This window comes from Deinococcus sp. (genome assembly GCF_025362455.1).
In the GTDB taxonomy this organism is placed as follows: domain Bacteria; phylum Deinococcota; class Deinococci; order Deinococcales; family Deinococcaceae; genus Deinococcus.
Map to the genome: position 1 here is coordinate 1 of NZ_JANYGJ010000056.1, position 13,252 is coordinate 13,252.

The 13,252-nt window shown below is 68.6% G+C and carries 8 protein-coding genes and 1 pseudogene; 6 read left to right on the forward strand and 3 right to left on the reverse strand.

From position 1 onward, the window contains the following. Positions 1 to 112: 112 nt before the first annotated feature. Positions 113 to 325, reverse strand: a complete 213-nt coding sequence (locus Q0R23_RS04065; RefSeq protein WP_293910635.1) for a LacI family DNA-binding transcriptional regulator — start codon at positions 323 to 325, stop codon at positions 113 to 115. Positions 326 to 749: 424 nt separating this feature from the next. Between Q0R23_RS04065 and Q0R23_RS04070 the strand changes: the two genes are divergently transcribed. The 5 genes from Q0R23_RS04070 to Q0R23_RS04090 all read left to right on the forward strand — a co-directional run bounded on the left by Q0R23_RS04070 (position 750) and on the right by Q0R23_RS04090 (position 9,454). Further along, positions 750 to 2,408, forward strand: coding sequence for an ABC transporter substrate-binding protein (locus Q0R23_RS04070; RefSeq protein WP_293910637.1), 1,659 nt, complete (start codon positions 750 to 752; stop codon positions 2,406 to 2,408). Positions 2,409 to 2,662: 254 nt separating this feature from the next. Then, on the forward strand, positions 2,663 to 3,652 hold the full coding sequence (locus Q0R23_RS04075; protein ID WP_293910639.1) for an ABC transporter permease: 990 nt from the start codon (positions 2,663 to 2,665) through the stop codon (positions 3,650 to 3,652). Next, positions 3,649 to 5,658, forward strand: a complete 2,010-nt coding sequence (locus Q0R23_RS04080; RefSeq protein WP_293910641.1) for a dipeptide/oligopeptide/nickel ABC transporter permease/ATP-binding protein — start codon at positions 3,649 to 3,651, stop codon at positions 5,656 to 5,658. Before Q0R23_RS04075 ends, Q0R23_RS04080 begins: the two co-directional genes overlap by 4 nt. Next, positions 5,639 to 6,748 carry an ABC transporter ATP-binding protein gene (locus tag Q0R23_RS04085; RefSeq protein ID WP_293910643.1) on the forward strand — a complete coding sequence of 370 codons (1,110 nt, stop codon included), beginning with the start codon at positions 5,639 to 5,641 and terminating at the stop codon, positions 6,746 to 6,748. Before Q0R23_RS04080 ends, Q0R23_RS04085 begins: the two co-directional genes overlap by 20 nt. Before the next feature lie 171 nt (positions 6,749 to 6,919). Next, positions 6,920 to 9,454, forward strand: coding sequence for a glycoside hydrolase family 3 C-terminal domain-containing protein (locus Q0R23_RS04090; protein ID WP_293910645.1), 2,535 nt, complete (start codon positions 6,920 to 6,922; stop codon positions 9,452 to 9,454). A 104-nt stretch (positions 9,455 to 9,558) separates the two neighbouring features. Here the strand turns inward: Q0R23_RS04090 and Q0R23_RS04095 are convergent, their stop codons facing one another. Continuing rightward, complete coding sequence (locus Q0R23_RS04095) at positions 9,559 to 9,957, reverse strand: hypothetical protein (protein ID WP_293910647.1); 399 nt, start codon at positions 9,955 to 9,957, stop codon at positions 9,559 to 9,561. 278 nt (positions 9,958 to 10,235) lie between these two features. Here Q0R23_RS04095 and Q0R23_RS04100 point away from each other — a divergent pair, with 278 nt between their 5' ends. Continuing rightward, positions 10,236 to 12,689: an acyl-CoA dehydrogenase family protein gene (locus Q0R23_RS04100; RefSeq protein WP_293910649.1), complete on the forward strand. Its 2,454-nt coding sequence runs from the start codon at positions 10,236 to 10,238 to the stop codon at positions 12,687 to 12,689. Between the two features lie 53 nt (positions 12,690 to 12,742). On the opposite strand, the pseudogene Q0R23_RS04105 reads toward Q0R23_RS04100, so the two are convergent. Beyond that, positions 12,743 to 13,165: pseudogene (locus tag Q0R23_RS04105) on the reverse strand (glycosyltransferase); the annotation flags it as partial. Positions 13,166 to 13,252: the final 87 nt, after the last annotated feature.

Below are 13,252 nucleotides of genomic sequence, written 5' to 3' on the forward strand. Positions count from 1 at the left end.
TTGGTCAGGGCTGGGCGGTGGCGCGACCTGCCATCGCTCTGGAGTGCTATTGGGAAGGCCCTTGATGCCGTAACAGTTCAGGATGTCCTCGGCTGGTTCGGGGCTGCCTATCCTATGGCCTTTTTGTGAAATCTGCTCTAATCAGGCGGTTGCGGCCTCCAGCCAGCGCCCGCGCCAACGGGTTGACCCGGTTGCCGGTGGTCTCGATGGCGTCCAGTACGCGCTGCCGGGCCGCCGGGCGCACGCTGGCTTTACCGTTGACGACGTTCGGGACCGTCATCGGCGAGACCCCAGCCTGCCGGGCCACATCCTGAAGCGTCACCATCAGCAGCTCACCATAGATCGGTGGACCGGGTGGTTGCGGCCTGCCCAGGTGACCACAGGCCCGGACAGGCCGTGGAACGGCTCGGAGCAGGCGCAGTCAGGCGGTTCGTCATGGGGCTCTTTACACCATAGAACGCGGAAAACTGCCGCGCCTGCGGGCCGGGCAAAGGGCTGGGCTGAGAGGCAAAGGGGGAGGCTTGCTTTTTACTTAATGTACCGCTACATTATGATGGTACACACGCAAAGTCAACCCGCCGATCTGGAGCCTGCTCAGGTCATTGCGCCCGCATCGGCGGCGGTTTCAGCGTTCCAGCAGGCCGTGGTGTGTTCACCTGCTGCGGCTTGCTGCCTGTGATTCGCAGCCTGTGATCCGTGTCCGATGATCGGTAGCCGATGTTCAAGCCCTGTTGACCTGGAGGTCCTGTATGCAACGCACCCACAACGCCGCCCGCCCCGCTCTGTCCCGTCTGCGCTCGCTGAGCTTGCTGCTGGCGGCTGCCGTCAGCGGTACGGCGCTGGCCGCAGAGCCGCAGACCACCTTCAACATCGCGGTGCCAAACACCTTCGGCCCCAAGAACTACAACCCCTACGGTGCCCACGTTGCCCCGACCAATTCGGGCATCTACGAGTCGCTGTTTTACGTCAACGGCCTCAACGGCAAGGTCACCAACGTGCTCGGCACCAAGTACGCCTGGAGCAACGGCAACAAGACCCTGACCGTCAACACGCGCCCCGGCGTCAAGTGGAGCGACGGCAAGGCGTTTTCGGCTGCCGACGTGGCCTTCACCATGAACTACCTCAAGGCCAACCCCGCCATCGACGGCGGTGCCCTGTGGAAAAACGGCATCGAGAGCGTCAAGGCGACGAACGCGAGCACGGTGGTCATCACCTTCAGCAAGGTGAATGTGCCGCTGCTGACCTCCATCGCCCAGACATTGATCGTGCCGGAGCACCTGTGGGCCAGCGTCAAGGACCCGGCGACCTTTACCAACGAGAGCCCGGTGGGCACCGGCCCCTTCCTGGCCGAGACCTACTCGACCCAGGCCATCCGGGTGCTCAAAAACCCCAACTACTGGATGAAAGGCCGCCCTTACGTGGACGCGGTGGCCTGGTTTTCGCTCTCCGGTAACGAGCCCGCGCTGCTCAAGATGCTCAAAGGCGAGACCGATTACGGCTACATCGCCATTCCTGATCCCAACAAGGACTACACCGCCAAGGGCGCGGACTTCTCGTACTGGTGGCCGGTCAACAGCGTCAACGCCCTGTACCTCAACACCACCAAGGCACCTTTCAATGACGTGGGCTTCCGCCGCGCCGTCGCCCAGGCCATCGACACCAAGGAAGTGGCCGACAAGGCGTATGCCGGTGTGGTGCCGCCCGCCGACCCCTCCGGCATTATTCCGGGGCAGCTTAAAGTCTGGAAGCCTGCCGCCGCCAACGCGCTCGGTGCCAAGTTCGACGTGGCCGCCGCCGACGCGGCCCTGACCGCCGCTGGCTACAAGAAAGACGCGGGCGGCATGCGCCTGGGCAAAGACGGCGCGGCGCTGCCCAGCTTCAAGATTCTGGTGGGCGCGGGCTGGACCGATTACATCACCATCGCGCAGGTCGTGGGCGAGAACCTCAAGAAGGTCGGCATTGCGACCAGCATCGACCAGCAGCAGTGGTCGGGCTATTCGGGCGGCCTCCAGACCGGCGTGTACGACATGGGCGTGAGCTGGGGCTGGGGCAGCGGCCCGACGCCCTACAACCTGTACTGGCAGTCCTTCGCGCCGGAGTTCAGCGCGGCGGTGGGCAAGACGGCGGCGAGCAACCTCTCGCGCTTCTCGGACCCCACCCTCTCGGCGGCCATCGACGCCTTCAGCGCCACGAGCGACGCCAAGGCCCAGAAGGCGGCCATGAGCACCATGGTCGTTCAGGTGCTCAAAAACCAGCCCTGGGTTCCGCTGACCGCCCGCACCTCGTTCAACGTCTACAACACCGCCAAGCTCACCGGCTTTCCCACCGCCGAGAACCCCTACAACGATGGGAGCAACAGTGACCTGGTGGGCGGTCGCCTGATGCTCATTAACGTCAAGCCCAAATAAAGTTCCCCTCTTGTACGGGCTCCGCTAAATTTCTCGACATCCGAAAAAGCGGCCAGGCGTCTTCACGGGCGTCCGTTCTGGCCAAGAAGCACCGGATGCTGATTTATACCGCAGAGCCCGTACTTCTCCTACTCCCGTTGGTCGGACCTGATCCGTTTTTGCAAAACGATTCAATCGGAGTCGGTAGCACACCGGGGGCAGTCGCCAAACTGCCCCCGGTGTCGGCATTTCGCCCCCGCTCATCAGGAGCCCCCATGCTGTACCTTCTTCGCAAATTCGCGCTGCTGCTGCTCACGTTGTTCGTGGCGGCCACCATCAATTTCTTCCTGCCACGTCTGATCCCCGGCGACGCCGTGGGGGCGATGATGGCCAAGTACCAGGGCAATCTCTCACCGCAGGCCGCCGACGCCCTGCGCCTCGCCTACGGCCTGGGCAACGAGGGCTCGGCCTTTCAGGAATACCTCAAGTACCTGGTCAAGCTGCTGCACGGTGATTTCGGGCGCTCGATCACCCAGTTTCCCACGCCCGCCGCCGACGTCATCGCCGCCGCCGCGCCCTGGACCATCGGGCTGATCGGGGTCTGCACCCTGATCTCCTTCTTGATCGGCAGCGCCCTGGGCCTGTACAGCGCCTGGAAGGGCAACCAGCGCTTCGCCAGCGCCCTGCCCGCCATCGGGCTGTTTCTGGGGGCGCTGCCGTACTTCTGGGTCGGCTCGTTGCTGGTCTACGTCTTCTCGCTGTGGCACAACGTCTTTCCGCTGGGCGGCAACCTCGATCCCTTCATCGGCGACTCGTTTACGCCCAAATGGTGGTCGTCGATGCTGCGCCACGCCGTCCTGCCCGCCTGCTCGATCATCATCACGGCGGTCGGCGGCTGGCTGGTGACCATGCGCAACAACGCCGTGAGCGTGATGGGCGAGGATTACCTGGCCTTCGCCCGCGCCAAGGGCCTGAGCGAGCGCCGGATTCTGAGCCGCTACGTGCTGCGCAACGCCATGCTGCCCAGCCTGACCGGCTTTGGCATCGCGCTGGGCTTCGTCGTCGGCGGCTCGATTCTGGTCGAGCAGGTCTATTCGTATCCGGGCCTGGGCTACTACCTGTTCAGCGCCGTGACCTCCAAGGACTTTCCGTTGATGCAGGCCATCTTTCTGATTATTTCGGCGGCGGTGCTCATCGCCAACTTCCTGGTGGACATCCTCTACACGTTCCTCGATCCGCGTGTGCGCACCGGGCTGGGCGCGTGAGCGCCGCAGCTTCGGCGCCGCGCCCGCGCCTGGCCGCGCTGGGTCGCCGTCCGCTGGACGCGCTGGGCAGCCTGATGCGGCGCTCGCCCAAGGCGGCGGCGGGCATCGTCATCTTGCTGGTGCTGAGTTTGATGGCGATCAGTGCGCCGCTGTGGACCAGCTACGACCCGACCTCGCTGGCCTTCAAGAGCATGCTGACGCCCTCGCGCCTGCACCCGCTGGGCACCACCTTCGTGGGTCAGGACATCCTGTCCCAGCTTCTGTACGGCGCCCGCTTCACCATGCTGATCGGGCTGCTGACCGGACTGATCGCCACCCTGATCGGCACCGCCGTCGGCATCAGCGCGGCCTATTTCGGGGGCCGCTTCGACGAGATCGTCAACGGGATCATCAACGTGGTGCTGGTGCTGCCGGGCTTCCCGCTGCTGATCGTGGCGGCGGCGCTGCTGGAAAACGCCGGTGACTGGGCCATCATCATCGTGATCTCGCTGACCGGCTGGGCCTGGGGGGCGCGGGTGCTGCGCGCCCAGGCCATGACGCTGCGGCGGCGCGATTTCATCGACGCGGCGGTCAGTACCGGCGAAGGGCCGGGCCGGATCATCTTCCGCGAGATGCTGCCGAACCTGTCGGGCATCATCGCCGCCAATTTTTTTGGCACCGCGCTCTACGGCGTGCTCTCGGAGTCCGGGCTGAAATTCATCGGCGTCGGCGACGTGACCCAGCCGTCCTGGGGCAGCATGCTCTACTGGGCTGCCGGACACACCGCGCTGCTCAAGGGGGCCTGGTGGTGGGTGATGGCACCGGGGCTGTGCATCGCGCTGCTGGGCACCTCGTTCGCGCTGCTGAACTTCGCCATCGACGAGATTGCCAACCCCAAGGCCGCCAACGCCGGACGGCTGCGGGCGGCGCGGCGCGGGAAGGGGCGGGTGCTGGCCAGTCAGAGCGCGGCTCAGACGCTGACCCGGCCCAATATGAAGATCCAGCCGCCCAACCCGGCGGCCCTGCTCTCGGTGCGCCACCTCACCGCCGGATACCAGACGCCGCAGGGGCCGGTGCGGGCGGTGCGCAACGTCTCGCTGGACGTGATGCCCGGCGAGTTCCTGGGGCTGGCGGGCGAGTCGGGGTGCGGCAAATCTACCCTGGCCTTCGCCGCCACCAGGTTGCTGGCCGAGCCGGGCGAGGTTTTTTCCGGTCAGTCGGTGCTCGAAGGCGTGGACCTGCTGACGCTGAGCGAGAGCGAGCTGCGGCGCAGGCGCTGGAAGGACTACAGCATGGTCTTCCAGGCGTCCATGAACGTGCTCAACCCGGTGCTGCGGGTGCGCGAGCAGCTCTACGACGCCATGCAGGCCCACGGCGTCACCGACAAGGCCAAACTGGACGCCCGTGCCCGCGAACTGTTCGGGCTGGTCGGGATCCGCGAGTCGTACCTCGATGTTTACCCGCACCAGCTTTCCGGCGGCATGAAGCAGCGGGTGGTCATCGCCATCGCGCTGGCGCTGGAGCCCAAGCTGGTGGTGCTCGACGAGCCTACCACCGCGCTGGACGTGGTGGTGCAGCGCCAGATCCTCGAAGAGATCCAGGCCGTCCGCCGTCGCCTGGGCATCGGCATCGTGATGATTACCCACGACCTCTCCTTGCTCACCGAGATGAGCGACCGCATCGCCATCATGTACGCCGGGGAAATCGTCGAGGAAGCGCCGTCGAGCGTGCTGCAAAGCGCTCCGCTGCACCCCTACACCCGCCGCCTGATGACGGCCTTCCCGCCGCTGGGCGGCGAGCGCACGCGCCGTGAGGGCATTCCGGGTCGCCCGCCGTCACTGGCGCTGGACCTGACCGGCTGCCCCTTCGCCGAGCGCTGCGATTCGGTGATGCCGATCTGCTCGCTCCAGAAACCTGTGCTGAGCGACCTCTCACCGGGCCACCGCGTCGCCTGCTTTCTGCACGCCTCGCCGGAGCAGCTCACCTTAGCCAAGCCGGAGGTGAACCATGTCCTCGCCAGCGACTGAATTGACAACAGCGACTGAGTTGACAACAGCGACTGAGTTGACAACTGGAGTCCGGCCCGGCACCCCGCTGACCGCCGCCGTGAGCGCCAACGCCGCCCTGGAGCTGCACGGGCTCACCAAAGCCTTCAAGTGCGGGCGGGGCGGGCGCGTCGTCACGGCGGTCAACAACGTCTCGCTGCGAATCGAGCGCGGTGAGGTGCTGGCCCTGGTCGGCGAATCCGGCAGCGGCAAGAGCACGGTGGCCCGCCTGGTCGCCCGGCTGGAGACGCCCACCAGCGGCAGCGTCAGCGTGGGCGGCCAGGCGGTGCCGCGCCGTCTGGGCAGCGCCGGGTTGCGGGCGCTGCGCCGCCGCGTCCAGATGATCTTTCAAGACCCCTACGCCAGTCTCAACGCCCTGAACACGGTGGGCTACACGCTCTCGCGGCCCATCCGGATTCACAAGCTGGCGCCTGGGCGCGAGGTCGGCGCTCAGGTCAGCGCCCTGCTCGACCGGGTGGGACTCTCGCCCGGCGCCCTCTGGGCGGCCCGGCGTCCCAACGAACTGTCGGGCGGGCAGCGGCAACGGGTGGTGATCGCCCGCGCCCTGGCGGCCCGCCCGGAGCTGATCCTGGCCGACGAACCGACCTCGGCGCTGGACGTGTCGATCCGGCTCGACATCATGAATCTGCTGCTCGACCTCAAGGACCAGGAGGGCCTGAGCATGCTGTTCATCACCCACGATCTGGCCGGGGCACGCTACATGGCCGACCGGGTGGCGGTGATGTACGCCGGGTCGGTGGTCGAGATCGGGCCAGCCCAGGAGGTGATCGGCAACCCACAGATGCCGTATACCCAGCTTCTGCGCCGCGCCGCGCCCAAGTTCGGTGAGGGCACCGAGACTCAAGGCGCAGGTGCTCAGGATGCGGGCGAGCTGCCCCTGCGCGGCGAGGTGCCCGACCTGAGCAAGCTGCCCACCGGCTGCGCCTTCGAGCCGCGCTGCCCCCACGCCACGGCGGCCTGCAAGGTGGCTTTGCCCCCACTCTACGAACTCAGCCCCGGCCACCTGGTGCGCTGTGTGCTGTTCGACCCGGCCCGGCCCGGCGCCCGCTGACTTCCCCTCCCACCGGTTCGTCCGCCTTTCACCCCATCCGCCTACTACTCCACCCGCCTACTACTCCATCCATCCGTCACCTCCCCTGGCAGTGACCCCCCCTCCCTTCGAGCTGCTGCTGTCTGTGCCGCTCTGGGCTGCTTTCAACCGTCGCTCCGCTGAGGATTCACTATGACTTCGATCATTCCCACGCCCGCCCACCCGCCGGTCTCCGCTGCGTCGACGCGCCGTATCGACGAGTTGCTGACCCAACTGACCCTCGCCGAACAGGTCTCGCTGCTGGCTGGGGCCGATCACTGGACCACCGTGCCGGTGCCGCGCCTGAACATCCCTCCTGTGAAAGTCACCGACGGCCCGGCGGGTGCGCGCGGCGCCGGATCGTTCGTCTCAGGCGTCGCCACGGCGGCCTTTCCCTGCGGCATCGCGCTGGGCAGCACCTGGGACGCGCCGCTGCTGCGCGAGGTCGGCGCCGCCCTGGCGAATGAGGCCCGGCTCAAGAACGCGGGCGTGCTGCTGGCCCCGACGCTGAACCTGTTTCGCAGCTCGCTGAATGGCCGCAACTTCGAGAGCTACAGCGAGGACCCCGAACTGACCGGCCAGCTCGGCGTGGCCTACGTCCAGGGGCTACAGGCCAGCGGCGTGGCCGCCTGCATCAAGCATTTTGCGGGCAACGAATCCGAGTATCAGCGCTCCAGCATCGACAGCCGCATTCCCGAACGGGCGCTGCGCGAACTGTACCTGCGGCCCTTCGAGCTGGGCGTCAAGGCCGGAGCCTGGGCGGTCATGACCGGCTACAACCGCCTGGAAGGCACTTACTGCGGCGAGCATCCCCGGCTACTCCAGACCATTTTGCGACAGGAATGGGGCTTTGACGGGGTTGTCATGAGCGACTGGGGCGGCACCCACTCCGGCGCAGCAAGCGTGCGGGCCGGGCTCGATCTGGAGATGCCCGGCCCCGCCAAGGCCCGCGCCGGGCTGCTCGCCGAGGCCGAGGCCGATCCGGAAACCCGGCAGGCCGTGCGCCACGCCGCCGGAAACCTGCTGCACCTGATGCAGCGCTGCGGCATTCTGGACGCGCCGCTCGACGTGCGCGAGGCCGCCGAGCAGCCCGACGAGTCGCCGGAAGTCCGCGCCCTGATCCGCCGGGCCGGGGCGGCGGGCACGGTGCTGCTGAAAAACGAGGGCCAGTTGTTGCCGCTGCCCGCCCGCGCCCGCGTGGCCGTCATCGGTCCCAACGCGGCCAGTGCGGCGATCATGGGCGGGGGCAGCGCCCAGATCAACGCCCACCGCCGGACCTCGCCGCTGGCGGGCCTGAGCCGGGCGCTGGGCGAGCAGAACGTGAGCTACGCCCAGGGCTGCGGCAACGAGCGCTACCTGCCGGTGCTGGACCTGCCCGTGGAGACCGAGTATTACGCGCCCGGCACCTACCAGCCCGGCCAGGCCGACATCCATGTCCCGGCCCTGCACCGTGAGGTGCGCCAGGGCAGCGAGGTGATGTGGTTCTCGGTGCCCGCCGGGATGGCGCCGAGTGCCCTGCAAGCCCGCCTCAAGCTGACATTGAAGGTGCTGGAGAGCGGCGACTACGAACTGAGCCTGCTGAGCGCGGGCCTGAGCAGCCTGTCTCTGGACGGACAGCAGTTGATCGAGAACTGGCAGAGCTGGGCGCCGGGCAGCACCTACTTCGGCTTCGGCAGCGACGAGCAGCGCGTCAGGCTGTCTCTGGAGGCCGGAGACCACCAGCTCGTGCTCGACTTCGCCGCCCAGCCCTTCGACAACGGCGTCGCCTCCTTCAGCGCGGTGCGGTTGGGGGGCCGCCGGGTGCCCTCTGCCGATCTGATGGCTGAGGCGGTGCGGGCCGCCGCCGAGGCCGACTACGCCGTGCTGTGCGTGGGCACCAACGGCGACTGGGAAACCGAGGGCGTGGACCGGGTGGGTCTGAGCCTGCCCGGCGACCAGGACGCCCTGATCGCGGCGGTGCTGGCGGCCAATCCCAACACGGTGGTGCTGCTCCAGACCGGTGGCCCGGTGCTGATGCCCTGGCTGGCCCAGGCCCGCGCCGTGGTGCAGGGCTGGTTTCCCGGTCAGGAGGCCGGTGACAGCCTCGCCGACGTGCTGACGGGCCAGGCCGAACCGGGAGGCCGCCTGCCGCAGACCTTCCCGGCCCATCTGAGCGACGATCCGGTGCACCCCGAAACCCCAGACGCCCAGTACCCCGGCCATGACGGCCACGTGGACTACACCGAGGGGCTGTTTACCGGCTACCGGCACACCGACCGGCACCGCCTGACACCGCTGTTCGCCTTCGGCCACGGCCTAAGCTACACCAGCTTTGCGCTGGGCAGCGCCCGGCTGTCCACGCCGCGACTCGGCCCGGATGAGCGCCTGAGCGTGGCGGTGCCCGTGACCAACACCGGCAGCCGCAGCGGTCAGACCGTCGTGCAGCTCTACGTCCACAGCCCGGCCTCCAGGCTGGAGCGCCCCGAAAAGGAACTCAAGGCCTTCGCCAAGCTTCACCTGGAGGCGGGAGAGACCGGCGAGGCGAGCCTGGAGCTGGACATGCGTTCGCTGGCCTACTTCGACGACCACCTGAATGCCTGGGTGGCCGACGCGGGCGAGTACCACCTGCTGATCGGCCAGAGCAGCGCCGAGCTGCCGGTCCGGGCCGTGATCCATCTGAGCGGGCGTTGGGAGCAGCCGGTCGGCTGAGCCTGGAGTGAGCAACACGGCCATGCGCCGCCTGGGATGGTCTCCAGGCGGCGCATGGCTGTCTCACGTTGCTGCGGTACTGCGTCGGCTACTCGGTCACTCGGTTACTCGGTTACTCGGCGACAGGCGCCGGGCTGCGGCAAGGAGTCGGTCATGATGAAGCCCAGCACCACCGCGATCAGCCCGTGGCGAAACACCTGGTTCATGGCGCCGCTCAGCCCGGCGCCGGGTTGTGCCAGCACGGCATTCTGACCCTGCGGCGTGGTGATCGCCTGCGCCGGAATCTCTGCGAGCTGGCGACGGAGTGCTGTGGGCCGTCGCGGATTGGCCGCCAGGGCACCTGGCTGAGCGTTGCGGACGGCGGCGGTGACTTCGGCCAGCGTTTTGCCGAAGGCCGCCCTGACCTGCGCGTCGATGCCGCCTGCCCTGAGCACCGCCCGAAGCGGCTGGGGCGGGTTAGGGTCGGCCAGCAGCTTCGCCACATTACGTATGTCCCTGCTCACGTTTCGGGCTTCCGCCTCGGCGGACCGATCCGGCGGGCTGACCCTGCGCTGGCCCTGCTGCTCGCTCAGGTGCCCCGGCCCGTCTTGAGCAACTCCTGACCCAAGCTTCAGTTTCCCTGTAGGTTCAGTGCGGCGGCAACCCGCCTTCCGATTCGTCTGGCACGTCGAAACGGCCATATTTCTACCTATACTTTCACCTGGACGGCCCCGGCGCCCGGTCGGCCTGCTTGTGGGGCAGCGCTCCGTACGGCGCGGCGCGGCCTGTCAGGATCGGTCCCATGACGCCCCGACCTCCGCTGTTTTCGTCGTTCACGATGGGCGGCTTCGAGTGCAGCACGCATCGCCGCAGTTCCGGGCGGCGCCTGGACCTGATCGACGCCACCGGCCACGACCGCTTTGCCGCCCAGGACTACCGCCGGATGGCCGCCGCCCGGCTGGGCACCGCCCGCGACGGTCTGCGGTGGCACCTGATCGAACGGGTGCCTGGACAGTACGGTTTTCACTCGGCCCACCCGCAGCTTGCGGCAGCGGCTGAGGCTGGCGTGCAAGTCATCTGGGACCTGCTGCATTACGGCTGGCCCGACCACGTGGACGTGTTCGCCGCCAACTTTCCCGAAACCTTCGCCCGCTACGCCTGCGCCGCCGCCCGGTTTCTGCGCACGGGCACGTCCGGCCCGCTGTGGCTGTGCCCCATCAACGAGATCTCGTTTCTGGCCTGGGGCGGCGGCGAGGTGGGGTATTTCAATCCGCACGCCCTGGGGCGCGGCGACGACCTCAAACGGCAACTGGTCCGCGCCGCCGTGCTGGCCACACGGGCTGTGCGCGAGGCCGACCCGCAGGCCTGCTTTCTGCACGTCGATCCGCTGATTCACGTGACCGGCGACGACCACACCGCGCACGCGGCGCAGGCCGAGCACGAGGCGCAGTTTCAGTCCCTGGACATGCTGCTGGGCCGCCTGGCCCCCGAACTCGGCGGCGCCTTCGATCTGGTAGACGTGATCGGCCTGAATTACTACCCCTACAACCAGTGGCGCCTGACCGGGCCGCAGAGGCGCCGCGAGACCCTCGAACCCGCAGACCTGGGTTACCGCCCGCTGCGCAGCCTGCTGGCATCGGCCCACGCCCGGTACAATCTGCCGCTGCTGATCGCCGAGACCGGCACCGAGGACCAGGCCCGGCCCGACTGGCTGCGCCGCGTGGGCGCCGAGCTGCAAGCCGCCCAGGCCGCCGGGGTGCCGCTGGAGGGCGTCTGTCTGTATCCGGTGCTCAACCACCCCGGCTGGGACGACGACCGCCATTGCCACAACGGTCTGTGGGATTACCCGGACCAGGCGGGTGAGCGCCCGGTCTACGCGCCGCTGGCCGCCGAGCTGTCCCGGCTTCAGGCGCACCTGGCGCGGCGGTCCGAGCTGGTCGGCGCGGTGGCTCAGGCGGCTTCCGGAACGCGGCAGCGGGCTGCCTGGGGCGCCGCCGTGACACCGCCTGGTCTGGATTCTTCTGTTCTGATGTCCTGGCGACCCGGTTCAGTGTTGCCAGATTCGGTGTTGCCCGGTTCCCCGCTACCAGATTCCCCGTTACTAGATTCGGCGCTATCAGAGCCCCTGCCGCCCCCGTCGCCACTCCGCCTGGTGCTGGGCCGCTTCTCCCAGGCGGCGCCGGTTATCGCCGCCGAGGCCGCCGCCCGCGACGCCGACGCCGAATTTCCGGCCCAGTCGTTCCAGGCGCTCAGGCAGGCCGGGGTGCTGAGCGCCACGTTGCCGCTCGGTGAGGGCGGGCTGGGGCTGGAAGGCGCCCCGCTGCTGGCGTTCCTGCGGCGGGTGGGCCGCTCCAGCCTGCCTATCGGGCGGGTCTATGAGGGCCATGTCAATGCCCTGCACCTGATCGGGCGCCTCGGCACCCCGGCGCAAATCGCCCAGGCCCGGCAGGACGCCCGGCGGGGTGAACTGTTCGGCGTCTGGAACACCGAGCAATCACCCGGCCTGCGCGTCGAGCGCCTGGCGGACGGCGCCCTGGTGCTGCGCGGCGGCAAGACCTTCGCTTCCGGAGCCGGGCACGTGACCCGCCCGCTGATGGGCGCCGAGTGGGAGGCGGGTTCGGCCCCGGAGGCCCAGGCCGGGCGCCTGCTGGTGCTGCTACCCCGTGAGCGCGGCCCAGGTGAGATTGACCGGAGCTTCTGGCAGCCGCTGGGCATGCGGCCCAGCGCCAGCCACCGCATCGACTTCGGGGGCCAGCCGGTCATGCCGGGAGACCTGATCGGGCAGCCGGGCGACTATTACCGCCAGCCGGACTTCAGCGGCGGCGCCCTGCGCTTCCTGGCCGTCCAGCTCGGCGGCGCCGACGCGCTGCTAGAGGCCGGACGCGAGCTGCTGCGCGGCAGCGGACGCAGCGGTGACGATGTGCAGCGCCTGCGCTTCGCCGACATGGCCGCCCAGCTCGAAGCGGCCTGGCAGGTGACCTGCCGCGCTCAGGTGTTGCTTGAGCAGCAGCAGGCGGGTGCCGGGGACGAATTTGCCTTTCTGACGTACCTCTCGCTGGCCCGCAGCGTCACCCAGGACGCCTGCCTGCTGACCTGCGAGGGGTCCGAACGCGCGGTGGGCGCCCGTGGTCTGATCGCCCCCGAACCCACCGAGCGGCTGCTGCGCGACCTGCGGATGTACCTGCGCCAGCCCGCCCCCGACGCCGCCCGCCTGGGCCTGGGCCGGTCCTTGAGGGCCTCGGCGGCCAGGCGGTAGGCCGTGTCGAGCAGGTAAGTGCGCCGCACCGCGCCGGGCAGTGCGGCGCGGCTCCCGGCGCTGAGCATGATGCGCCCGGCAGCCGCGTCGGCCCCGGCCTGAATCGGGGCGCAGAGCTGCCACAGCCAGCCCGGCTCCGGCACGGTATCGGCGTCGGTGCTGACCACGATGCCGCCGGGTCCGGCCCGCTCGGCGGCCAGATCGAGGGCCAGCCGCCGGGCGCCGCCCACATGCGCCCGGTCTGCGCTCAGCTCGGCCTCGATGACGTCCACTCGTTTGCCGGACTGCTTGCTGAACTGGTCGCTGAAGCGTGCAGCCGCCCTCGCTCGGCGGGCGGTATCGTCGCCGCAGTTGTTGGTGACGATCAGCACCTGAAGCTTGGTCAGCGGCTGCCCCTGCTCGTCGACCTGGGCGCACAGGGCACGCACCGTCTGGGCGATGCCCGCCGCCTCGTCACGGGCTGGCACCGCCACCACGATAGGGCCGTTACCAGCTTTGCCCGGCTTGAAGGAGTTTGGCCCCGTGGCCTGATCGGGAAACGTGGCCTGATCGGGAAACGTGGC

Coding starts and splice junctions, on each gene's coding strand:
- Q0R23_RS04075 (WP_293910639.1), top strand. CDS start 2,663: ATGCTGTACCTTCTTCGCAAATTCGCGCTGCTGCTGCTCACGTTGTTC.
- Q0R23_RS04065 (WP_293910635.1), bottom strand. CDS start 325: ATGGTGACGCTTCAGGATGTGGCCCGGCAGGCTGGGGTCTCGCCGATG.
- Q0R23_RS04090 (WP_293910645.1), top strand. CDS start 6,920: ATGACTTCGATCATTCCCACGCCCGCCCACCCGCCGGTCTCCGCTGCG.
- Q0R23_RS04085 (WP_293910643.1), top strand. CDS start 5,639: ATGTCCTCGCCAGCGACTGAATTGACAACAGCGACTGAGTTGACAACA.
- Q0R23_RS04100 (WP_293910649.1), top strand. CDS start 10,236: ATGACGCCCCGACCTCCGCTGTTTTCGTCGTTCACGATGGGCGGCTTC.
- Q0R23_RS04070 (WP_293910637.1), top strand. CDS start 750: ATGCAACGCACCCACAACGCCGCCCGCCCCGCTCTGTCCCGTCTGCGC.